The sequence below is a fragment of the Cupriavidus sp. GW823-FHT06D04 genome (genome assembly GCF_058795055.1).
The window spans coordinates 1-20,951 of record NZ_JBXAHL010000067.1; the positions used below are offsets into that span (position 1 = coordinate 1).

The window sequence follows — 20,951 nt, forward strand, 5'->3', positions numbered from 1 at the left end:
CATGAACCGCCGTATGCGGAACCGCACGTACGGTGGTGTGAGAGGGCTGAGGGGGTGACCCCTCACCCTACTCGATTCCGGCGAGATAGCTCGCGGGGTTCTCATCAAACATTTTCTTGTGCCAAGGCTCAGGTCAAGGGGCCGAGTCGGGTTGACGCTCGCCACTGCGCCGCGTGCGGTTGGTCTGCAGTATTGATTAGCGAAACACGAAGATCGGGATCCGGCAATGCGTCAGGACCTTCTGGGTTTCGCTGCCGATCAGCAGCCCCTGCAGGCCGGCTCGGCCATGCGACGCCATGACAATGAGGTCACAGTTACGTTCCTCCCCGGTCAGGATGATCGCCTCATAGGGGTGGTTGTGGGTAACGCTGAGCGTCTCGCATGCCACCTCCCCTTCCTTTGCCGCTTGTGCGACCACCGCCAGGTATCGCTCCGCATGCATTTCGGCAAGTTGTGCGTAGCGCTCCTGGGCATCTTCCAGCATGTCAGCCCGATGCGTGAGGACATGGAATTCCGGGATGACGTGCAATCCAGTGATCCTCGCCTCAAATGCCTTGGCGAGTTTCACCGCCATGCGCGCGGCAGCGTCGGAGAGTGCCGATCCATCGGTGGGTACCAGGATATGCTGAAACATGTTGGCCTCCTTGTGGCCGGCGGGACCATCCGCCTCGGCCCGCTGGCACGCTCTACGAACTTGATGGTATGACAATCATTCCTGCTCTGGTGTGACGCGCTTCTCGATTCCCTGATCAGGGGCAGGGCGACCCGTGGCGGTCTGGCCCCCTATCAGCCTTGTGCATTCGGCGCTGCAACATCCCGCTGTCGCAGGTGCGCAATCTTCCCAATGCGGTCGGCGCCGTCGAGTTTCTCGTTCAGCGTACCGCTGTCGCCGCCGGCCCTTTGTTGAAGGGGCGCTGCGGTGCTAGGCTGAAGGCGAAATCTTGCCGCCCAGGCGGAGACACCAATGGTCGAAGCTTCCGAACTGAAGTCGGGCATGGTCATCATGCTTGAAGGTGAACTTCATAGCGTTACCAGCGCCGGGTACCACGCCGGCGGCGGCCAACAGGGGAGCGCAGTTTTCGCCAAGTTCAAGAGCCTTAAGACTGGTCACATCAAGGAGTTGCGGTTGCACCCGAGCAACAAGCTCGAAGAGGTCGCGCTTGATCACCAGGAGATGGAATATCTGTACACCGATGGTGACGCCTTTTTCTTCATGAATCCCGACACCTTCGAACAGATCAGTTTTCCTGCGGAAACCATGGGCGCATACCAGAAATTTCTTCGCCCCAATATGCGAATCCCGGTGCAGCTTTATGAGGGCGAGCCAGTCACCATCGCATTCCCCGCTGCCGTCGAGGTAACCATCATGTCCACGCCGCCGGGCCTGCACGAGCATGAAACCTCTACCTTCAAGACTGCCACGCTGGATAACGGCATGGAAGTTCTCGTTCCTCAGTTCGTCAAGGAAGGGGACACGGTGCGAATCGAGGTCGCTTCAGGAAAATATTTGGAGCGGATAAGGCGAGGGACGCGAAAGTCGTGACGCCAGTGCCGCGCCATCGCTCCCTGCATGCGCGGCGCCGCGTACAGTCCCGCCGGGACGGGGCCGGCAGCGTCGGCAGTACCGTATCCGGCACCTGTCCTTCACTTTGCGCCTCGTGTATGCATCCTATGCAAGTATGGGCATGCCATGCGTGACGCATGACCATCGTCGTCGCTCAGGAGTGCCACGGTCCTCTTGCCCCCTTCCGCGCCGCTTCGTCGTGGCTTGCTGTTTGTCATGCCGGGCGGTCAACCCAATCCTATATTTGACACAGTGCCAATCGTGCTGCGCGACGCACCGCGATGATTTCGCTAACAGGAGGGCAAGATGAACGACATCCAATCCGATTTCTCTATGCGCAAGGACGCATTGGCCCGCGACGTCGATACGCTGATGGCCGACGTTCAGGCACTTCTTCATGATGTCAAAGCCGAAACCGGCGTAGGGACCAGCCTTGAGCGCCATGCACTCAAGGCCCGGCAGCGCGCGCTGCAGGAGCGCATCGTTACGTTGCGCGAAGAAGGTCGCGCCAAAGTCTCCGAGTGGGCGACAACGACTGATCGCTACGTTCATGAGCATCCATGGCAAAGCATGGGTACCGTGGCCGCCATCGCGGCAACGACAGGCGCTATCGTCGCGCTGGCTGCCAGCCACCGTTAGGCATTCGTGACTGCGGCGCCGGCACGGCTGTGACACGTGCCGGTCCCGCAAGGGACACGTGGTTTTTTGCCATGCCGGCAAATGGCTACGGCGCCTTGCGGGAGCCTCGATCTGAGTGGCAACACATCTGAGCGGCAATACAGCAACTGTGCCCGCCAAGTGCGATTGCCCAGGCGCGCTACGCTGGAGGGTCTGCTTACGTGCGACCCGCAGGATGCTCATCCAGGAGGCCAGTCATGGAAGGGCTGACAAAGGAAGAATTGGCGAAGTTGGTGGCCCAAATGGACGCTGAGGAGTTGCGCATCCGTGCCGTCGCCGGAACCGCGGATTCGCCTGTCGTGGCGCCAACACAACGTGAACAGCTTGATGATGGTGAAATGGCGGACGAAAAGACTGTGCAGCGCCAGGGCGACGCGATGCTGAAACACTATCGCATGCAACTGGCCGACATTGAAGCAGCCCGGTCACGGATGAGGAGTGGCCAGTATGGCGTCTGTATTGACTGCCAGCAGGCCATGCAGGCGTACCCGACCGCCATGCGCTGCACGGCATGCCAGAATCTCCACGAACACAGCCATCCCCGCCAGGCGCAGGAGACGCGCCGACCGGCTTCCGCAGATCTTTCGTCGCCGAACTGACTTACTCGTTCCTGAGATCAATGCCGAAGCCGCCAGCCAGTTCACAATCGATGATCCCGGCGGCGTAGGCGAAAAGCCAGTCCTCTGCCTCCTGCAGCGTTGCGGGCGGGTGGGGCCAGTCCGGCGTAAAGCGGATGCCCATGTCCTCATTGCGCGTGGAGATCTGGACTCGCCCGCCTGGCTTGCCTGGCTCAATCACCTCCGGCACGAACAGGGCAACGTGGAATCCCTTGTAAGACCGCTTTCTTTCCAACATTTCAGCCTCCGGCAATTTACGCATGTCCGTAGCTCAGCCCGAGCGCCGGACTGTCTTGAATTCAAGATATAGCGAGGCGCGGCTAATGCCTAGTAATGCCGCGGAACCTCGGGGATCACATCGGAGCGTGCGGTTGAATTTGACCTAGACTGAAAAAGTGCCCTTCGCGCGCTTCGAGGCTGCGCAATGGAGCTTCATCGGCAGCCAACTGATGCGGGCGAATGACAATGGCACAGGCAACACACAATCATCTGCTGCCTGAACTCATGTGGATTGGTGTTCACGAAGGGGGCATCATGTTGCAAGCCAGTGAAATGCAGCAACGTTTTAGTCATCTGCAGCAAACCATCAGCGAGACATCACGGACTTGTCATGCCGATACGGGGATTCCACAAGACTTGATGAACTGGGTGGATGAGCTCGACAAGGAGTGCAAATCGGCATCGAAGGTCGTGTCTTCCAAGGATGAGGATCGGATCCGGCAGTGGGTCGATGATCTCGAACGGATCGGTGATCGTGCAGACCGCGCTTGCCAGCAGGCCGGCAGTCTCGATGCAAAGGTCAAGGATGCAGTCAGTTCGATGCATTCGGAACTTGCTGACCTGAAGCGCCAACTGCACTAACTAATCTGACAGCCCCGGTCCAACCAGCCGGGGCTGATTGCATCCTGCCCCCAGCCCACATAGGCGCCCCCCATCAGCCCTGCAAAGCCCCCATTATCACCTCCTGCACAATGCGGCTGCCTTCGGGCGTAGCCCAACTCCCGGCCAGTTCCGCAATCAACTGGTTGGTGCTGGTCAGCGTGACACCATTCTTCTCCATGCGCCGCAAGGCAATATCGTCAGCCATCTTGCTCGGCGATCCGCCGGCATCCGCGACGACTTGCACTTCATAACCTTGCGACACCAGGCTCAACGCCGGATACACCGTGCACACGTCATTGGTCACGCCAGCGATGATCAATTTCCTGCGTCCGGTAGCCTTCACCGCCGCCGCGAAGTTCTCATCGTCCATGGCATTCACAACACCAACGCGCTTGATGCGCGCAGCGAACTCAGCCGGAAAAATGTCCGCCAGCTCGCTGATCAGCGGTCCCTGGGCGTACTCCTCCATGCTGGAGGTCATCACGACAGGGACTTTCAGGATGGCCGCGGTCTTGGCCACCATCAGCGCGTTGCGCTTCATTTCGTCAAAGGGAATGGACTTCACCCAGCCCATGGTGCCTACCTGATGGTCGATCAGGAGCAGGGCGGCGGTGTCTGCAGTGAATCGTTCGAACTTCATGATGCATTCCTTGATGGTGAATGGGGCAAACGCCCCTTGCTTCAAGCCGCTTCGGCTTCAGCCAGCGCCGGATAGTCGATGTATCCCTGGGCCGTCGGCGGCGCAAAGAACATGTTGCGGTCCGGCGCGTTGAGCGCGGCGCCCTGGCGGAAGCGCTCCGGCAGGTCGGGATTCGCGAGGAAGGCGCTGCCGAAGACGGTGGCGTCGGCCTTGCCATCGGCCAGCAGGGCTGCGGCGCTGTCCTGCGTCAACCCGCCTCCAATCAGGTAGGTGCCGTCGAAGCGCGGGCGCAGCAGGGTGTGGTAGTCGACCGTGGCACCGAACAGCGCGACATGCAGATAGGCCAGGCCCTGGCCGCGAAGCTTGTCGACGAGGTAGGTGTAGGTCTCCTGGGGCGTGGCATCGGTGATGCTGTTGTAGTTCATCTCCGGCGAGATCTTGATGCCGACCCGGTCGGCGCCGACCTCGGCCACCATCGCGGCCAGCACTTCCAGCACAAAGCGAGCGCGGCCTTCGACCGAGCCGCCGTATTGGTCTTGCCGGTGGTTGCTGCCAGACGAAAGGAACTGCTCGGGCAGGTAGCCGGAGGCCGCATGCAGTTCGACGCCGTCGAAGCCCGCGTCGATGGCGCGGCGGGTGGCCTGGCGATATTCGTCAATGACGCCGGCGATCTCGGCCAGGCTGAGTTCGCGGGGCGTGACGAAGTCGACTTGGCCGGCAGGCGTCCACGCCTGTCCCTCGGGCTTGATGGCCGACGGTGCCACGGGCGTTGCGCCATCAAGCAGCGACGGATGCGAGATCCGGCCGCAATGCATCAGCTGCATGAAAATACGGCCGCCGCGGGCGTGCACGGCTTCAGTCACCTTTTTCCAGCCGGCAACCTGGGCCTCGGTTTCGATACCGGGCGTATTCACGTAGCCCTTGCCCATGGCGGACGGAAACACGCCTTCGGTGATGATCAGGCCGGCGCTGGCGCGCTGGGCGTAGTAGGTGACGGTCATGTCGCCGGGGACGCCGTCGGCGTCGGCGCGGGAGCGGGTCATCGGCGCCATGACGAGGCGGTTCGGCGCGATGTGGCGGCCGATGTGGACGGGGGTGAACAGTTGGCTCATGGTCAATTCCTGTACGGGTTGGGGCGAAGGCGGCGAAGGGAAGCCCATGGACGTATGCTCGATTAATTCATTGACGAGATAAAGATGATAGATTGGCAATCATTGATCCAAAAATGGCGCAATCCAGATGGAACTGCTCAATGACATGGCCTTGTTTGTGGAGGTCGCCCAGACGCGGAGCTTTCGTGGCGCGGCCGCTGCCACCGGTGTGCCGAACTCCACACTGTCCAGGCGGATCAGCGCGCTGGAGAAGGCCATCGGCCTGCGGCTGCTGCATCGCACGACGCGCAAGGTCGAGCTGACCGAGGCTGGGCAGATCTACTACGAGCGCTGCAAGCGCATCGTCGACGAAGCGCGGATTGCACACGAGCAACTGGGGGAGATGCTGGCGCAGCCGAGCGGCGTGCTGCGCGCGTCGCTGCCGGTCGACTTCGCCATGATCTACATGGCGCCCCTGATTGCGGAGTTCGCTGCCCGCTACCCGGACATCACCTTTGATTTCGACCTCACGCCCCGCCGTGTCGACCTGGTGGCCGAGCCCTTCGATGTGGCCATCCGCATGGGCGAGCTGACGGACTCGAACCTGATCGCCCGCCTGCTTGCGCGCCTTTCGGTGCAGGTCTATGCCTCACCGGGCTACCTGGAACGCGCTGGCGAGCCGACCCATCCCACGGACCTGGTACGGCATCAGTGCATCGGTTTTCCCAAGGCAGGCAAGTGGGCGCTGCATCGCGGTGAGGAGACCGTCGAGGTGGAGGTGGGGGGAAGGTTCTACGTCAATAGCGTTGGCATGTTCCGACGCCTGGCAACGCTGGACCTGGGCGTGATATTGCTGGCCGAGGAGGTCGCGGCAGAGGATGTGGCGGCCGGCCGCCTGCGCCGGATATTGCCTGACTGGCAGACCAGGCCGACGCCGGTCTATGCCCTGACCGAGACACGCTTGCTGCCGGCAAAGACACAGCGCTTTATCGAGTTCCTGAAGGAGCGCTTGGGCACCAAAGCGTGAGCTCGGCAAATGTCGGTCGCTTGGGGAGCCGCAGTGATTGTGCATCTAGCGCGCAACCACCTTCGGTGACGGTCAACCTCACTTGCGCCGCATTTCCACGACCGTAGGTTTGCCATCAACGTTGTCGAATGTCACGGATACCGCCTCGCCCTCCTTGAATTCCTTCAGCGATGCGCGATCCCTGACGGGGAACGCCATGGTCATCGGGCCCATGCCCAGGTTGGCGATCGGTCCGTGCTTGAGCGTGACCTTGCCGGCCTGCACATCGATCTTCCTGATTTCGGCCGCCACGGGCTGTGGCACCTGTTGCGAGGGTGCGGACGGCTTCATGTTCATGCCGTCCATCGAGCCCGCTGCGAATGCGCCCGGCGTGATGGTCAAGGCAAGGGCGAGGGCGAGCGTCTTGATGGATTTCATTGGGGTTCCTTTTGCAGTGATGGGTGGACGGAAACAGGTTGAGGTCTGGTCTGGCGCCGGCGCATCAGCAAATACACCGCCGGCACCACGAAGAGCGAAAGCAATGGCGCGGTGAGCATGCCGCCCACCATCGGCGCGGCAATGCGCTGCATGACCTCGGAGCCGGTGCCATGCGACCACATGATCGGCACCAGGCCGGCAAGGATGACGGCGACGGTCATTGCCTTGGGGCGTACGCGCAGCACCGCGCCTTCCTGGATGGCTTCAAGCAGCGCGGACGGGCTGGCATCGCCCTGGTTCGCGCGCGCGGTCCATGCCTGCTTCAGGTAGAGCAGCATGATCACGCCGAATTCCGCCGCCACGCCCGCCAGCGCGATGAAGCCGACCACGCCGGCAACCGACAGGTTGTAGCCCAGCAGGTAAAGCAGCCAGAAGCCGCCGATCAGCGCCAGCGGCAGCGTGCCCATGATGAGCAGGGCTTCATCGAGGCGGCCGAACACCAGGTACAGCAGCACGAAGATGATCAGCAGCGTGAACGGCACCACCACCTTCAGCTTTGCGGCGGCCCGCTCCAGGTATTCGAACTGCCCCGACCAGCTTAGGGAATAGCCAGCCGGCATCGGCACCGCTTTCGCGACGGCGGCCTGCATGTCCCGGACAGCCGAGCGCAGGTCACGCCCGCGGATGTCGACATACACCCAGCCCGACAGTCGCGCGTTTTCGCTGCGCAGCATCGGGGCTCCCTGCACCACCTGGATGCGCGCCACGTCGGACAGCACGATATGCTGGCCCTTGTCAGTGACGATGGGCAGGCTGCGCAGTTTCTCCACGGAGTCGCGGTAATCGCGCGGGTAGCGGACGTTGATCGGGAAGCGCGCCAGCCCGTCGACGACCTCGCCCACATTGTCGCCGCCGATGGCGGACGACACCACGCTCTGCACATCCGCGATGTTCAGCCCGTAGCGGCCGGCCGCCACGCGGTCGATATCGATATCGACATAGCGCCCGCCGGTCAGCCGCTCGGCCAGCGCCGATGTCACCCCCGGCACTGTCCTGACGGTTTCCTCGATGCGCGTCGCCAGGCGATCGATTTCCTTCAGGTCCGCGCCCGCCACCTTGATGCCGACCGGGCTCTTGATCCCGGTGGCAAGCATGTCGATGCGGTTGCGGATCGGCGGCACCCAGATGTTGGACAGTCCCGGCACCGTGACTACGCGATCGAGTTCTTCCACCAGCTTGTCGGGGGTCATGCCGGCACGCCACTGGTCGCGCGGCTTGAACTGGATGGTGGTCTCGAACATCTCGAGGGGCGCCGGATCGGTCGCGGTATCGGCGCGGCCGGCCTTGCCGAACACGGTCGCCACCTCGGGCACGGTCCTGATCAGGCGGTCGGTCTGTTGCAGCAGCTGCGCCGCCTTGCCGGCGGAAAGGCCCGGCAAGGCCGACGGCATATAGAGCAGGTCGCCCTCGTCAAGCGGCGGCATGAACTCGGCGCCGGTACGCATCATCGGCCACGCTGTCGCGGCCAGCAGCACCGCGGCGATCGCGAGGGTGGTCTTCGGGTAGGCCAGCACCCGTGCAAGCACCGGCCGATAGGCGCGGATCAGCCATCGGTTCAAGGGGTTGGACTGCTCCGAAGGAATCCTGCCGCGGATCAGGTAGCCCATCAGCACCGGCACCAGCGTCACCGACAGGCCCGCCGCCGCGGCCATGGAATAGGTCTTGGTAAAGGCCAGCGGCGAGAACAGCCGGCCCTCCTGCGCCTCCAGCGTAAAGACCGGGATAAACGACAGCGTGATGATCAGCAGCGAGAAGAACAGCGCCGGCCCGACCTCGGTGGCGGCCCGGCCGATCACGCCCCAGCGCTCGTCCCCTGTCAGCGCCCGGCCGGGATGGTCCGTATGCCAGTGCTCCAGTTGCTTGTGCGCGTTCTCGATCATCACGACCGCGGCATCGACCATGGCGCCGATGGCAATGGCAATGCCGCCCAGCGACATGATGTTGGCATTGATGCCCTGGTAGCGCATCACCAGGAAGGCGGCCAGCACGCCCAGCGGCAGCGAGACGATAGCCACCAGCGCGGAACGCAGGTGGAACAGGAACAGCAGGCACACCAGCGCGACCACGGCGAACTCTTCGACCAGCTTGTGCGTCAGGTTTTCCACCGCGCGCTTGATCAGCGTGGAGCGGTCGTAGGTGGTGACGATCTGCACGCCGGCAGGCAGGCTCTTCTGCAGCGTGGCGAGCTTCGCCTTGACCGCCTCGATGGTTTCCAGCGCGTTCTTGCCTGAGCGCATCACGATGACGCCGCCGGCCACCTCGCCCAGGCCGTCAAGTTCGGCGATGCCGCGCCGCATCTCCGGGCCAAGCTGAACGACGGCGACATCGCCCAGCCGCACCGGAATGCCGGCATCGCTGGTCACCAGCGGGATCTGCCGGAAATCGTCGAGCGTCTTCAGGTAGCCGCTGGCGCGGACCATATACTCTGCCTCGCCCATTTCCAGCACCGACCCGCCGGCCTCCTGGTTGGCGCCCTTGAGCGCCGCCAGCACCTTGCCCTGCGACAGGTTGTAGGCGCGCATCCGGTCCGGCATCAGCACCACCTGGTACTGCTTCACCATGCCGCCCAGCGAAGCGACCTCGGCCACATTGGGCAGCGATTTCAGTTCGAAGCGCAGGAACCAGTCCTGCAGTGCACGCAACTGGCCAAGGTCATGCTGGCCGGTCTTGTCCACCAGCGCGTACTCGTAGATCCAGCCGACGCCGGTGGCATCCGGCCCCAGCGCCGGCCTGGCCGCGGCGGGCAGGCGGGACTGCACCTGGTTCAGGTATTCCAGCACCCGCGAGCGCGCCCAGTACAGGTCGGTGCCATCCTCGAACAGCACATAGACGAACGAATCGCCGAAGAAGGAGTAACCCCGTACCGTTCTGGCGCCGGGTACCGACAGCATGGTGGTGGTCAGCGGATACGTGACCTGGTTCTCGACGATCTGCGGCGCCTGGCCGGGGAAGGGCGTGCGGATGATCACCTGTACATCGGACAGGTCGGGCAGGGCGTCGAGCGGCGTGCTCCGCACCGCCCACAGGCCCCATGCGGTCAGCATCACCGTGGCCAGCAGGACCAGGAAGCGGTGGCGGATCGAGGCCAGGATAAGGCGCGCGATCATGGCCTGGCTCCCTGGGCGGTGCCGGCGGGCTCGACCGACGACAGCGTGGCCGCACCATCGCGGTCCAGGTGGAAGCGGAAGCGGATGCGGTCGCCAGGCTTCAGTCCCTTGGGCAGGCCAGTTGGCGGTGCGGCGAAGTCCATGGTCATCGCGCCCCACTGTGCCGACGGGATCGGGCCGTGCGAGATGGTCAGGCTCTCGCTGCCGTTCACGGCTTCGATGCGGCCGGTGCCCTCATGCTCTGCGGCCGGCGCGGCAGGTGCAGACGCTGCTGGTGTGGCCGTCATCCGTTCCGCGCTGCCGCGCAGGCTGGCTTCCGAGTCGATCAGGAACTGGCCGGACGTGACCACTTTCTGCCCCGGCGCCAGTCCGTCCAGCACCTCGACCATGCCATCGGCCTCGCGGCCGGTCTTGATATCGGTGGCAACGAACCCTGCCTGGCCGGCATCGACCATGACGATATTGCGCTGACCGGTGCGGATGACCGACTCCGACGGGATCAGCAACGCCTCCTGCTGTGCGCCACTGTCGAAGCTGACCCTGACAAACATGCCCGGCAGCAGGCGCCTGCCGGGGTTGGGCAGGTCGATGCGGGCCTTGACGGTGCGGGTCGCCGGGTTGACGTCGGGAAGGATGGCGTCGATCTTGCCGGCAAGGGGGCCGGCCGTGCCGCCCTGCAGTACCGTCGCAGCCGCGCCGGCCCGGATAGTGCCGGCCTGGCCCTCTGGTACCTCGGCAATCACCCAGACCTGGCTGAGATCAGCCAGGCGGAACAGCGTCATGCCCGGCGACACGGTCATGCCCTCGCGCACCGCCACCTCGGTCACGAGGCCATCGACCGGGCTGGCGATGGCAATACCGGACTGCAATTTTCCGGATCTCTCGACCGCACTGACCTGGCCCGGCGTCATGCCCGCCTGCAGCATGCGAGCCCGCGCCGCGCCGCGCAGGTCGCCCAGGTGTTCACTTCCTGCCATGCGCGACACGGCCAGGTATTCCTCTTGCGCCGCGACCCAGTCGGGCGAGTACAGGGTGACCAGCGCCTGGCCACGCCGGACCGGGTCAAGGGTCGCCCGGACCGCGACGTGCTGCACAAAGGCGTTGGTGCGCGCCTGGATGATCTGCACGCTGCGTTCGTCGATGGCGACATTGCCTGGCACCTGCAGCATCGCGGTCAGCCGTCCAGGCTTTGCCTCGGCGGTGCGAATGCCAAGGTTTTGTGCGACATGGCTGTCGACGGTGACACCGCTGCCACCGCCATCGCCGTCCGCGTAGACCGGCACCAGTTGCATCTCCATGAAGGGCGACTTGCCCGGCTTGTCGAAGCGCTGGCCCGGCACCATGGGATCGTGCCAGTACAGGATTTTCCTGCCGGTCTTGGGATCGATGTCGCCGGCCTTGAGTACGGTGGATTCCGCGCCAGGCGTGCCCGACGGTTGCGCAGTTTGCGTGCCGCGCGTGAACCCGAAGTGGTAAGCGCCGTAGAGGGCGATGCAGGCGACGACCAGCCCGGCGGCTGCTGCAATGGCGTGCTTCTTCATTTTGCCTCCTTCGCTGCGGCTTCGGTCTGGACGGTAGGCAACGGCACCAGGTAGTTCAGGTCCGCCCACAGCTTTGCGGTCTTTGCCTCAAGCAGCAGGCGATCCATGGCGGTGTCGATGGCGCGATGGTTGGCTTCGGCGACCGCCACCAAGGTGCCCGTGTTGGCGCGGTAGGCCGTCAGTGCCGCATCCGCCTGTGCCCGGGCGAGCGGCAAGGTCTTGTCGTCGTAGCGCCGCAGCCGGTCAAGGTTGCGCTGCAGCTCGGCCAGCCTGGCGCCGACCATGGCCTGGGTATTGCGCCGGACCATTTCCAGCCTGGCCCGCGCGTCATTGGCCTGCGCCAGCCGCGCACTGATTTCGCGGTCCTGGCGGTTGCCCCGGTCCCACGGTAATGGGAAGCTGACATTGAGCGAGCCCATGTTCGAGTAGGCCGAGCCGCGCTGGCTGTACATCAGCTCGACCGTCACGTCCGGCTTGCGGGCTTCCGTTGCTACCTGGATCTCCGATTCGGCCAGTGCCACGTCGCGCTGCGCAGCCGACAGTTCGGGCACGGCCTCGAACTCGCCCCTGGCGAGTTGCCGGGCGCCTGGCGGCACTTCAAGCGGTGGCCGATCCGACAGCGGGCGCCCTGCAGCGGCGCCGACCCAGCGCTCCAGGTTCAGCGTGGCGGTCGCCAGCGCGGCGCGGTTCTCGTCCTCGCGGTCGTGCAGCTTCTGGATTTCCAGCTCCATCGCCAGTACGTCCGCACGCGAGCCGCGCCCGCTGCGGTAGGCCGCGGTGGCGGCCTGCAGTGCCAGTTCAAGTGGATGGCTGTGATGGCCGAGCAGCACGCCGGCCTGCTCCGCATACCACCGGTCGAGCCAGGCATTGACCGCATTGCGCTGCACGCCTGCCAGCCCCACCGCACGCTGCGCGTCGGCAGCGGCGGCTTCGGCTTCGAAGCGCGCGGCCCTGGCGCGGCGCTTGTCCGCACGCGTGAATTCCTGCATCACTGAGATCGAGCGCATGGTCATGGAATCCCGGCTCAGCGAGAACGCGTCCGAGCCGTTGACGGGCACGTTGTTGACGCCGAGCTTGAGCACGGGATCCGGCAGGCGGCCGGCGGCTACCGCCATTTGCCCGGCGGCCTCCACGGCGCTGCGCGACGATTCAGCGTCGCCGGCATGGGCGCTTGCGATCGCGACGGCTTCCTCAAGGGAGAGGGAAGGGGCGGATTGCCCGGGCGCGCCTTGCGGCGCAGCCAGGCCCACTGCGGGCGCGCTGAGCAGCGCCACGGTCAGGTGACGTAGATAAAGCATAAAGCCTCCAGGAACGACGACTGCTGCCCGCATGGCGGGCAGCACCAGGTGACGTCGAACCGGAGGCTAAGTCTGGAAACTGCAGTGAAGGATGGTGAGGGGTGGTGGACCGCGCGCCTCTGCCTCGGCGCGCAGCGCAACGCGAACCTCCGCCAGGACCACGCGCGTTGGCTCAATCACGCGCATCAGCACCGGCATGAAGGCCGGAAGCTGCGGCGAAGCATGGTCGGCGTTCTTGGCATCGGCCTGGCAATGCGCGAGGCAAAGCCCGCTCTGGTCGATACCTTGCTGGCTGTCGCTGGCGGCCATCTCGGCACAGGACTCGGTCATCGCCGCCATCGTGCCGCTGTGTTCCGCCTGGTGGCGGCTGCCGGTACAAGCGTACGCCGCCGCTGCCAGCTGGGCTGCCAGGAAGACAACGAGGAGGAAGCCGGCGAACCATGGCCGGCGATGCGATTTACCCACGAGAGCGGTGCCTGTTTTGGCGACAATATAGCAGTGTTCAGCGTCACCAGGCAGCTTCACTACTGCGGCAGCTCGCCGCACAGGTGGGCCGTTCGCCTTCAACAGGCCGATCATGGCGAGCTGCCTGATGCTGCACTTTCCGATGTTTGACTGCAGTGACAACGTTGCCGTCTATATGTGACGCGTCACGGTGCCGAAATATTCGTCGTGCATCCTCCCGCCAAAACCAACGGGGAGGAAATATGAGGCGTCTTTCAATACTGGCGGCACCGCTGCTGGCGCTGGCCGTGGCGTCGTGCGGCAGCGATGATGACAGCAATGCGTCGGTCACGCAGCCGCCGGCTGGCGGCAGCGCCGCGCCCACGAAGAACGTCGTGTTCTTCCTTGGCGACGGCATGGGCATGGCGACGATGACTGCGGCGCGGATCTACAAGGTCGGCGAGGATGGTGAGCTGACCATGGACACGCTCCCCGAGAGCGGGTTTATCCGGACCTATTCGAACAACGCGCAGGTGACCGACAGCGCGCCGTCGATGGCGGCCTACATGACCGGCGTCAAGATGAACAACGAAGTCATCTCGATGACGCCGGAGACCAGTGCCTTTGATGCCAGCGGCAAGGACTATCTGTCCGGCGCGGACAGCACCTGCCCGGCTTCCGGCAACGGCCAGAGCGTGCCGACGCTGCTCGAGCAGATGAAGACGGCAGGCTATGGCACCGGCGTGGTCACCACCACGCGCATCACGCACGCGACTCCCGCCACGACCTACGCGCACGTCTGCCACCGCGATGCCGAGAACACCATCGCCGCGCAACTGGTGCCGAACGGCGCCGGCTACAACAGCGCGCTAGGCGACGGCGTCGATGTGATCTTCGGCGGCGGCCGCAAGCACTTCCAGAGCAAGGCCGCGGGTGGCGCCCGCACCGACGGCCGCGACCTGGTTGGCGAGCTGACGAAGGCCGGCTATACCTACGCGTCCAGCAAGGCCGAGTTCGACAAGATCGACGCCGCCAGCGCCAAGAAGGTGGCAGGCCTGTTCACGTCCAGCCATATGGCCTACGACCTGGACCGCGTTCCCGGCGACGAGCCGAGCCTGGCGGAGATGACCAGCAAGGCCATCGACGTGCTTGCCGCGAAGAAGAAGGGTTTCTTCCTGATGGTGGAAGGCGGCCGCATCGACCACGCCTTGCATGAAACCACCGCGCGCAAGGCGCTACAGGACACCGTGGCCTTCGACACCGCGATCAAGACCGCCATCGACAAGCTCAACGTGATCGACCCGGGCCTGAAGAACACGCTGATCGTCGTCACCGCCGACCATGACCACACGCTGGTACTCAATGGCTACGCCAAGCGCACCGGCCCCACCAGCGACAGCAACCCCGGCGTGCTGGGCCTGCTGAAGAACTACGTGACCGGCGCACTGTCCACGGACTCCGGCGGCAATCCCTTCACCATCATCGGTTTCGGCAACGGCGAAAACCGCCCGGCCACGCGCACCGCGCTGACCGATGCACAGGTCTACGACAAGAGCTATCACCAGGAAGCCGCGATCCCGATGGCGGCAGGTGGCGAGACCCATGGCGGCACCGATGTCTTTATCGGCGCACTGGGCAATGGTGCCGAATCCTTCACCGGTGTGATGAACAACACCGAGGTGTTCGGCCTGATCAAGACGGCCATCGACCTCTAAGCCACTATCGCTGACGGAATAACGCCATGAAACTCATCATTCGAACCGGCCTGTCCGCAGTTGCGGCTGCCTGCGCCTGCATTGCCCTCCCTGCGCAAGCCGCGGGCGAGGCCAAGAATGTCATCTTCTTCCTGGGCGACGGCATGGGCCCGACCACCGTCACCGCTTCGCGCATCTACAAGTATGGCGAGACGGGCAAGCTCAACATGGAGTCGCTCAAGCGCACCGCGCGCGTGAAGACGTATTCGAACGACGCGCAGACCACCGACAGCGCGCCGTCGATGGCGGCCTACATGACCGGCGTGAAGATGAACAACGAAGTCATCTCCATGTCGGCTGATACCAAGGCCAGCGACGGCACCGGCAAGTCCTATGTGACCAGCGCCGGTGACAGCACCTGTCCCAGCGGCAACGGCTCGCCGGTCGTGACCGTGCTGGAACTGGCCAAGGCCGCCGGCAAGTCGGTCGGCGCGGTGACCACTACGCGCGTGACGCACGCGACGCCGGCGGCCACCTTCTCGCACGTCTGCCACCGCGACGGCGAGAACAACATCGCCGCACAGGCAACGCCCGGCAACGCCGGCTACAACACGGCGCTCAAGGACGGCCTGGACGTGCTGCTTGGCGGCGGCCGCCGCCAGTTCCTGCCCAGTGCCGCGGGTGGCAAGCGCACGGATGGCGTCGACCTGACCACGCAGTTCCCGGGCTACACCTATGTGACCACCGGCACCGCGTTCAAAGCCGTGGATCCGGCATCCACCAACAAGCTGCTCGGCCTGTTCAACATGGACCACCTCAACTACGAGCTGGACCGCGTCAAGAACAATGTCGACGAGCCTAGCCTGGCCGACATGACCGAGAAGGCCATCCGCATCCTGCAGAAGAACGGCAGCGGCTATTTCCTCATGGTGGAGGGCGGCCGGATCGACCATGCGCTGCACGGCACCAACGCCAAGCGCGCGCTGGAAGACACGATCGCGTTTGACGATGCCATCAAGCGTGCGCTGTCGATGGTGGACCTGTCGAACACGATGATCGTCGTCACCGCCGACCACGACCACACGATGACGATCAACGGCTACTCGCATCGCGGCAACCCGATCCTGGGCACGGTGACGGACATCAAGACCAAGCAGCCGGCCACGGCGGCCGACGGCCTGCCTTACACCACGCTGGTGTTTGGCAACGGCGGTGGTCCGCGCAAGTCCCCGCGCGACAATCCCGCGCTGGTGGACACCACGGCCGACGGCTACCTGCAGGAAGTCGGCGTGAACCTCGGCTCGCCGGGCTCGGAAACCCACGGCGGCGGCGATGTGATGCTGTTCTCGACGGGGCCGGGCAATGCCGCGCTCAAGGGCACCATCGATAACACCAAGGTCTTCAGCGTCGTGAAGTCCGCGCTGGGCCTCTGATGGCGGCCGCGGCCTTGCTGCACGACTGAGCACAGTGTCTTTTGATGCCATGCGCGCGCCGGTTTGCCGGCGTGCGCATTTTCGCTTTCTGAACGGATTTCATGAAAACCAAGCAAGCCACTCCAGTCCTCGCACTGCTGCTGGTCTCGGCAGCCTTCACCGCCGTGGCGGCAGAGCCGGCCAAGGCCACCGGCCCCCTGGCGCTGCGCGTGCAGCATGAGTTGTCGGCGATCGGGGCCGACGGTGTGCGTCGCGACATCTACTTCACCGAACGTGTCTACCGCGAGGGCGGCACGGTCTGGATCGAGCGCGAGATCCCGCACGGGGCACATGACGAAGCCGAGCACGCCAAGGCAGACAAGGGCCATAAGCACATGGACATGTCGGCCGCCGCGCGCTGGATCGAGCGGCAGCCGTCCGGCAAGCTGTCGGTGCGGCTGGTCAGCGACGCCATGCGCAAGACCTTCGAAGTCAGCCCGGCCGAGTATGGCAACGTCGGCTTCGACGGCTCGTGGGCGACCGCCTACCACCTGCTGGATCCGGCAGCGCTCAAGACCATGAGCGCAAGCGGCCCTGCGCGCGGCGGTGTGCAGGAGTACCGCGCAAAGCGCGGCGATGAACAGGTGACGGTCCAGTGGGACGTGGCCGGCCAGTATCCGCGACTGGTCCAGTCGCGCAATGCCAGCGGCACGCAGAAGAAGATCACGCGGGTGACCGCCGCTGCCTTGCCGCAACCCGCTCCGTGGAACCGCACAAGGCCCTATGCGAAAGGTGAGTACACGGATCTGATGGACTAGGACGCGGGCATCGCGGGCCAGGTTGTCCCAGGAACGACGCGGACGGCGGGCAGGGCGCCCGCAGCGCTTCGCCGGATCGGGTATTGCATCAATCCCACATTTCCAGTATTGTAGAAATATGGAAGAGAATGATGTTGTCCGCTCCCTTGCGGCACTGGCCCACGGGCTGCGCCTCCAGGTCTTTCGGATGCTGGTCGTCGCCGGCCCGGGTGGCATGACACCCGGCGCGATGGTCGAGCGGCTGGGCGTGCCTGCGGCCACCTTGTCGTTCCACCTGAAGGAACTGGCGCACGCCGGCCTGGTGACGCAGGAGCGGGACGGACGCAACCTGATCTATCGCGCCGCTTTCGCGCATATGAATGCGTTGCTCGGCTACCTGACCGCCAATTGCTGCGAAGGCGTCGAGGAAGCGGCGGTTTCCTGTCACTGCTGATGGAGATGTCCAGATGAAGCGCTTTCACGTTCACGTCCATGTCGACGACCTTGGCAAGAGCATTGCCTTCTATTCGAAGCTCTTTGCCTCTGAACCGACGCGAGTCGAGAGCGACTACGCCAAATGGATGCTCGAGGATCCGCGCATCAACTTCGCAATCTCCACGCGCGGCCAGGGGGCGGGCGTCGACCATCTCGGTTTCCAGACTGATGACGCCGCCGAGCTTGCTGAACTGAAAGCGCGCGCCGAGGCGGCCGATATGGCGCTGCTGGACCAGGGTGAAACCACCTGCTGCTATGCCCGCAGCGAAAAGCACTGGGTTACCGATCCACAGGGCATTGCATGGGAGCACTTCCATACGCTGGGCAACGTACCTGTATTTGGTGAAAGCAAGTCTGAACCGACGTCCGCCGAAGGCTCCGCCTGCTGTGCCCCGCGTGCCCCGCGCGGCAAGCCGATCGGGATTGCGGTGAACTCCAACTCGTCGTGCTGCTGAGCACACCTTCTCCCATGACCACCAACGTTCTGATCCTGTGCACCCATAACTCCGCCCGCAGTGTGCTGAGCGAAGGGATGCTCAACCATTGGGCCAGGAAGCTCGGCAAGGATGTGCGCGCCTTCAGCGCCGGCAGCGCACCGAGCGGGCGCCTGAACCCGTTCGCACTGGAGGCGCTGACCAATGCCGGTGTCGACGTGACCGGCTACCGCAGCAAGAGCTGGGACGAATTCGTCGGCGACAACGCGCCGGAAATGCGGATCGTGATCACGGTCTGCGACAGCGCCGCGGCGGAGCAGTGCCCCTATTGGCCTGGCAGCCCGGTCAAGGTGCACTGGGGCTATGCCGATCCGTCCAACGCCCTGGGCGGCGACGAAGGCAAGCGCCTGGCATTCGAGCTGACGCGCGAGGCCATTGGCTACCGCATGCTGCAACTGCTGGCGTTGCCGCTGGAAGGCATGAGCAATGCGCAGCTGCAGGACGCACTCAACGCGATCGCGAAGAACTGAAGGCGCCGGAACTCCAATGAATCAGCACGCAACCACCCACGCCCCCATTTCGACGAAGCCCGCCATTGGCTTCTTTGAACGCTACCTGACCATCTGGGTTGCCCTGTGCATCATCGTCGGGATTGCGCTGGGGCAGGCGATGCCGGGCGCGTTCCAGGCGATCGGCAGCATGGAGTACGCGCAGGTGAACCTGCCGGTCGGCATCCTTATCTGGATCATGATTATCCCGATGCTGCTGAAGATCGACTTCGGCGCACTGGGCCAGGTGAAATCTCACTGGCGCGGCATCGGTGTGACGCTGTTCATCAACTGGGCGGTCAAGCCGTTCTCGATGGCGCTGCTGGGCTGGCTGTTCGTGCGGCACCTGTTTGCGCCCATGCTGCCCGCCGAGCAGCTCGACAGCTATATCGCCGGGCTGATCCTGCTGGCTGCGGCACCGTGCACGGCGATGGTGTTCGTTTGGAGCCAGCTCTGCAAGGGCGACCCGTATTTCACGCTGTCGCAGGTGGCGCTGAACGATGCCATCATGGTGGTGGCGTTCGCGCCGGTGGTGGCACTGCTGCTTGGCCTGTCGTCGATCACGGTGCCGTGGGATACGCTGCTGACGTCGGTTGCGCTGTATATCGTGGTGCCGGTGGCGATTTCGCAGGTGCTGCGCAAGCTGCTGCTGAGCAAGGGCGTGGCGCATTTCCAGCGGGTCGTGGGCAAGCTCGGACCGTATTCCATCGCCGCGCTGCTGTTGACGCTGGTGCTGCTGTTCGCCTTCCAGGGCCAGGCCATCATCGAGCAACCGCTGGTGATCGCGCTGCTGGCGGTGCCCATCCTGATCCAGGTGTTCCTGAATTCCGGCCTGGCGTATCTGCTGAACCGGAAGCTGGGTGTGGCGCATTGCGTGGCGGGCCCGTCCTCGCTGATCGGCGCCAGCAATTTCTTCGAGCTGGCGGTGGCGACGGCGATCAGCCTGTTCGGCTTCAAGTCAGGGGCGGCGCTGGCAACCGTGGTCGGGGTGCTGATTGAAGTGCCGGTCATGCTGCTGGTGGTCGGCATCGTCAATCGGACCCAAGGCTGGTATGAAGCGGGGCGCAAGGCCTGACGCTCGCCCCAGGGCGCTCTGATCTCGACGACCGTGATGCTCAGGCCGGTTCGGTCGAGACGCCGCCGCGTTTAGTGGCCGCCGGCTTGCATGCTACATCCGGCACGCCGCAGCCTTGCGGATTGCCTTCGCAGCAATGTTCCGTCAGGAAGGCAATGAGCGCGTTCATCGTCTCGAATTGGGCTCGATAGATCACGAACTTGCCTTCCTGTGTGTTTTTGATGAGGCCGGCGTGAACCAGTTCTTTCAGATGGAAGGACAGCGTCGCGGGTGCCACACCCAGCGCTTCGCGGATCCGGCCCGCGCTGACGCCGTCCGGGCCGGCCTGGACCAGCAAGCGGAAGATCGCCAATCGGGAATCCTGGGCAAGTGCAGCGAGCGCTGCTACGGCAGTTTCATTCTTCATCGGTCGAACTGTAGAGGCACTGGCGCGGTCCGCGCAAGTCAGGTGCTGTCGAATTCAACTATTCTGATTGGATCCTGGTTCCGGCGCTCACTGCCGCAGCGGCTCCGCTTCGGTATTTTGTGGCGCCAACGATTCCGTCTAGGAGGAACACAATGCGTGTCATAGTGATGGTGAAGGCCACGAGCGAATCAGAAAGCGGCAAGATGCCAAGCACGGAGTTGCTTGCGGCAATGGGCAAGTTCAATGAAGAGCTCGTCAAGGCAGGCGTCATGCTTGCGGGCGAGGGCTTGCACCCGAGCGCCAGGGGAAAGCGGGTGCGCTTTTCGGGCGACCAGCGGACTGTGACGGATGGGCCGTTTCCGCAAACCAACGAACTCGTTGCCGGATTCTGGTTGTGGCAGGTCGAGTCAATGGATGAGGCTGTCGAATGGGTCAGGCGCTGCCCCAACCCCATGGAAAGCGAGTCCGAAATCGAGATTCGCCCGCTGTTTGAGGTCGAGGACTTCGGTGCTGAATTCACGCCAGAACTGCGGGAGCAGGAAGAGCGGTTGCGCGCTGAAGTAGAAGCGCTTGCGAACAAGGCGCGCTGACGGGAGCCCCAAACGCACAGGGCAAGGTGCCTCGCGCTTGTCTGCGAGGCGGGGGCGGGAGGTGTCAGGAATTCTGTGTGCTGAGGTCGGTTAAATAAATCTCAGCGTAGGGCGTTGGTGAAGCGGTCACCGAA

23 protein-coding genes are annotated in these 20,951 nt (G+C 64.2%); 13 read left to right on the top strand and 10 right to left on the bottom strand.

Annotated elements, in window-relative coordinates; translation table 11 throughout:
* Positions 1 to 196: 196 nt before the first annotated feature.
* The gene (locus AC1Q7H_RS38065; protein ID WP_211979828.1) at positions 197 to 634 is read right to left on the bottom strand and encodes a universal stress protein; all 438 of its coding nucleotides are present in this window, start codon (positions 632 to 634) and stop codon (positions 197 to 199) included.
* Between the two features lie 330 nt (positions 635 to 964).
* Here AC1Q7H_RS38065 and AC1Q7H_RS38070 point away from each other — a divergent pair, with 330 nt between their 5' ends.
* From AC1Q7H_RS38070 to AC1Q7H_RS38080, 3 genes are all read left to right on the top strand, one after another.
* On the top strand, positions 965 to 1,543 hold the full coding sequence (locus AC1Q7H_RS38070; protein WP_013957074.1) for an elongation factor P: 579 nt from the start codon (positions 965 to 967) through the stop codon (positions 1,541 to 1,543).
* Positions 1,544 to 1,870: 327 nt separating this feature from the next.
* Entirely contained in the window at positions 1,871 to 2,203 is a 333-nt protein-coding gene (locus AC1Q7H_RS38075; RefSeq protein ID WP_153953580.1) for a glycine zipper domain-containing protein, read from the top strand.
* 236 nt (positions 2,204 to 2,439) lie between these two features.
* Positions 2,440 to 2,841: a TraR/DksA family transcriptional regulator gene (locus AC1Q7H_RS38080; protein ID WP_211979827.1), complete on the top strand. Its 402-nt coding sequence runs from the start codon at positions 2,440 to 2,442 to the stop codon at positions 2,839 to 2,841.
* A 1-nt stretch (position 2,842) separates the two neighbouring features.
* Here the strand turns inward: AC1Q7H_RS38080 and AC1Q7H_RS38085 are convergent, their stop codons facing one another.
* A complete protein-coding gene (locus tag AC1Q7H_RS38085; protein ID WP_238552994.1) occupies positions 2,843 to 3,121 on the bottom strand; it encodes a hypothetical protein in 279 nt (92 codons plus the stop codon).
* A gap of 272 nt (positions 3,122 to 3,393) precedes the next feature.
* Here AC1Q7H_RS38085 and AC1Q7H_RS38090 point away from each other — a divergent pair, with 272 nt between their 5' ends.
* Positions 3,394 to 3,720 (top strand): hypothetical protein, encoded by a 327-nt coding sequence (locus tag AC1Q7H_RS38090; protein WP_010810552.1) that lies wholly within the window; start codon positions 3,394 to 3,396, stop codon positions 3,718 to 3,720.
* A gap of 73 nt (positions 3,721 to 3,793) precedes the next feature.
* Here the strand turns inward: AC1Q7H_RS38090 and AC1Q7H_RS38095 are convergent, their stop codons facing one another.
* Positions 3,794 to 4,381, bottom strand: a complete 588-nt coding sequence (locus tag AC1Q7H_RS38095; protein ID WP_013957070.1) for an isochorismatase family protein — start codon at positions 4,379 to 4,381, stop codon at positions 3,794 to 3,796.
* Positions 4,382 to 4,422: 41 nt separating this feature from the next.
* A complete protein-coding gene (locus AC1Q7H_RS38100; protein ID WP_153954647.1) occupies positions 4,423 to 5,493 on the bottom strand; it encodes an alkene reductase in 1,071 nt (356 codons plus the stop codon).
* Between the two features lie 127 nt (positions 5,494 to 5,620).
* Between AC1Q7H_RS38100 and AC1Q7H_RS38105 the strand changes: the two genes are divergently transcribed.
* Entirely contained in the window at positions 5,621 to 6,499 is an 879-nt protein-coding gene (locus AC1Q7H_RS38105; protein ID WP_211979826.1) for a LysR family transcriptional regulator, read from the top strand.
* A gap of 78 nt (positions 6,500 to 6,577) precedes the next feature.
* On the opposite strand, the gene AC1Q7H_RS38110 is transcribed toward AC1Q7H_RS38105, so the two are convergent.
* The 5 genes from AC1Q7H_RS38110 to AC1Q7H_RS38130 form a co-directional block, all read right to left on the bottom strand.
* Positions 6,578 to 6,916, bottom strand: coding sequence for a copper-binding protein (locus AC1Q7H_RS38110; RefSeq protein ID WP_013957068.1), 339 nt, complete (start codon positions 6,914 to 6,916; stop codon positions 6,578 to 6,580).
* Positions 6,913 to 10,083 (bottom strand): efflux RND transporter permease subunit, encoded by a 3,171-nt coding sequence (locus AC1Q7H_RS38115; protein ID WP_211979825.1) that lies wholly within the window; start codon positions 10,081 to 10,083, stop codon positions 6,913 to 6,915. Before AC1Q7H_RS38115 ends, AC1Q7H_RS38110 begins: the two co-directional genes overlap by 4 nt.
* Entirely contained in the window at positions 10,080 to 11,624 is a 1,545-nt protein-coding gene (locus AC1Q7H_RS38120) for an efflux RND transporter periplasmic adaptor subunit (RefSeq protein WP_211979824.1), read from the bottom strand. The genes AC1Q7H_RS38115 and AC1Q7H_RS38120 overlap by 4 nt, the downstream gene beginning before the upstream one ends.
* Positions 11,621 to 12,922 (bottom strand): TolC family protein, encoded by a 1,302-nt coding sequence (locus AC1Q7H_RS38125; RefSeq protein WP_211979823.1) that lies wholly within the window; start codon positions 12,920 to 12,922, stop codon positions 11,621 to 11,623. Before AC1Q7H_RS38125 ends, AC1Q7H_RS38120 begins: the two co-directional genes overlap by 4 nt.
* A gap of 66 nt (positions 12,923 to 12,988) precedes the next feature.
* A complete protein-coding gene (locus AC1Q7H_RS38130) occupies positions 12,989 to 13,387 on the bottom strand; it encodes a hypothetical protein (protein ID WP_211982275.1) in 399 nt (132 codons plus the stop codon).
* A 242-nt stretch (positions 13,388 to 13,629) separates the two neighbouring features.
* Between AC1Q7H_RS38130 and AC1Q7H_RS38135 the strand changes: the two genes are divergently transcribed.
* From AC1Q7H_RS38135 to arsB, 7 genes are all read left to right on the top strand, one after another.
* Positions 13,630 to 15,081, top strand: a complete 1,452-nt coding sequence (locus tag AC1Q7H_RS38135; protein ID WP_211979822.1) for an alkaline phosphatase — start codon at positions 13,630 to 13,632, stop codon at positions 15,079 to 15,081.
* A gap of 26 nt (positions 15,082 to 15,107) precedes the next feature.
* Complete coding sequence (locus AC1Q7H_RS38140; RefSeq protein WP_013957062.1) at positions 15,108 to 16,493, top strand: alkaline phosphatase; 1,386 nt, start codon at positions 15,108 to 15,110, stop codon at positions 16,491 to 16,493.
* Positions 16,494 to 16,594: 101 nt separating this feature from the next.
* A complete protein-coding gene (locus AC1Q7H_RS38145; protein ID WP_013957061.1) occupies positions 16,595 to 17,290 on the top strand; it encodes a hypothetical protein in 696 nt (231 codons plus the stop codon).
* Positions 17,291 to 17,408: 118 nt separating this feature from the next.
* Positions 17,409 to 17,723 (top strand): ArsR/SmtB family transcription factor, encoded by a 315-nt coding sequence (locus AC1Q7H_RS38150; protein ID WP_013957060.1) that lies wholly within the window; start codon positions 17,409 to 17,411, stop codon positions 17,721 to 17,723.
* Positions 17,724 to 17,736: 13 nt separating this feature from the next.
* A complete protein-coding gene (locus AC1Q7H_RS38155; protein ID WP_211979820.1) occupies positions 17,737 to 18,219 on the top strand; it encodes an ArsI/CadI family heavy metal resistance metalloenzyme in 483 nt (160 codons plus the stop codon).
* 14 nt (positions 18,220 to 18,233) lie between these two features.
* Complete coding sequence (locus AC1Q7H_RS38160; RefSeq protein WP_013957058.1) at positions 18,234 to 18,728, top strand: arsenate reductase ArsC; 495 nt, start codon at positions 18,234 to 18,236, stop codon at positions 18,726 to 18,728.
* Between the two features lie 16 nt (positions 18,729 to 18,744).
* The gene (gene arsB / locus AC1Q7H_RS38165; RefSeq protein WP_211979819.1) at positions 18,745 to 19,821 is read left to right on the top strand and encodes an ACR3 family arsenite efflux transporter; all 1,077 of its coding nucleotides are present in this window, start codon (positions 18,745 to 18,747) and stop codon (positions 19,819 to 19,821) included.
* Positions 19,822 to 19,861: 40 nt separating this feature from the next.
* Here arsB and AC1Q7H_RS38170 read toward each other — a convergent pair whose 3' ends face one another.
* Entirely contained in the window at positions 19,862 to 20,227 is a 366-nt protein-coding gene (locus tag AC1Q7H_RS38170; RefSeq protein WP_013957056.1) for an ArsR/SmtB family transcription factor, read from the bottom strand.
* Between the two features lie 152 nt (positions 20,228 to 20,379).
* Between AC1Q7H_RS38170 and AC1Q7H_RS38175 the strand changes: the two genes are divergently transcribed.
* Entirely contained in the window at positions 20,380 to 20,817 is a 438-nt protein-coding gene (locus AC1Q7H_RS38175; protein ID WP_211979818.1) for a YciI family protein, read from the top strand.
* Positions 20,818 to 20,951 lie beyond the last annotated feature (134 nt).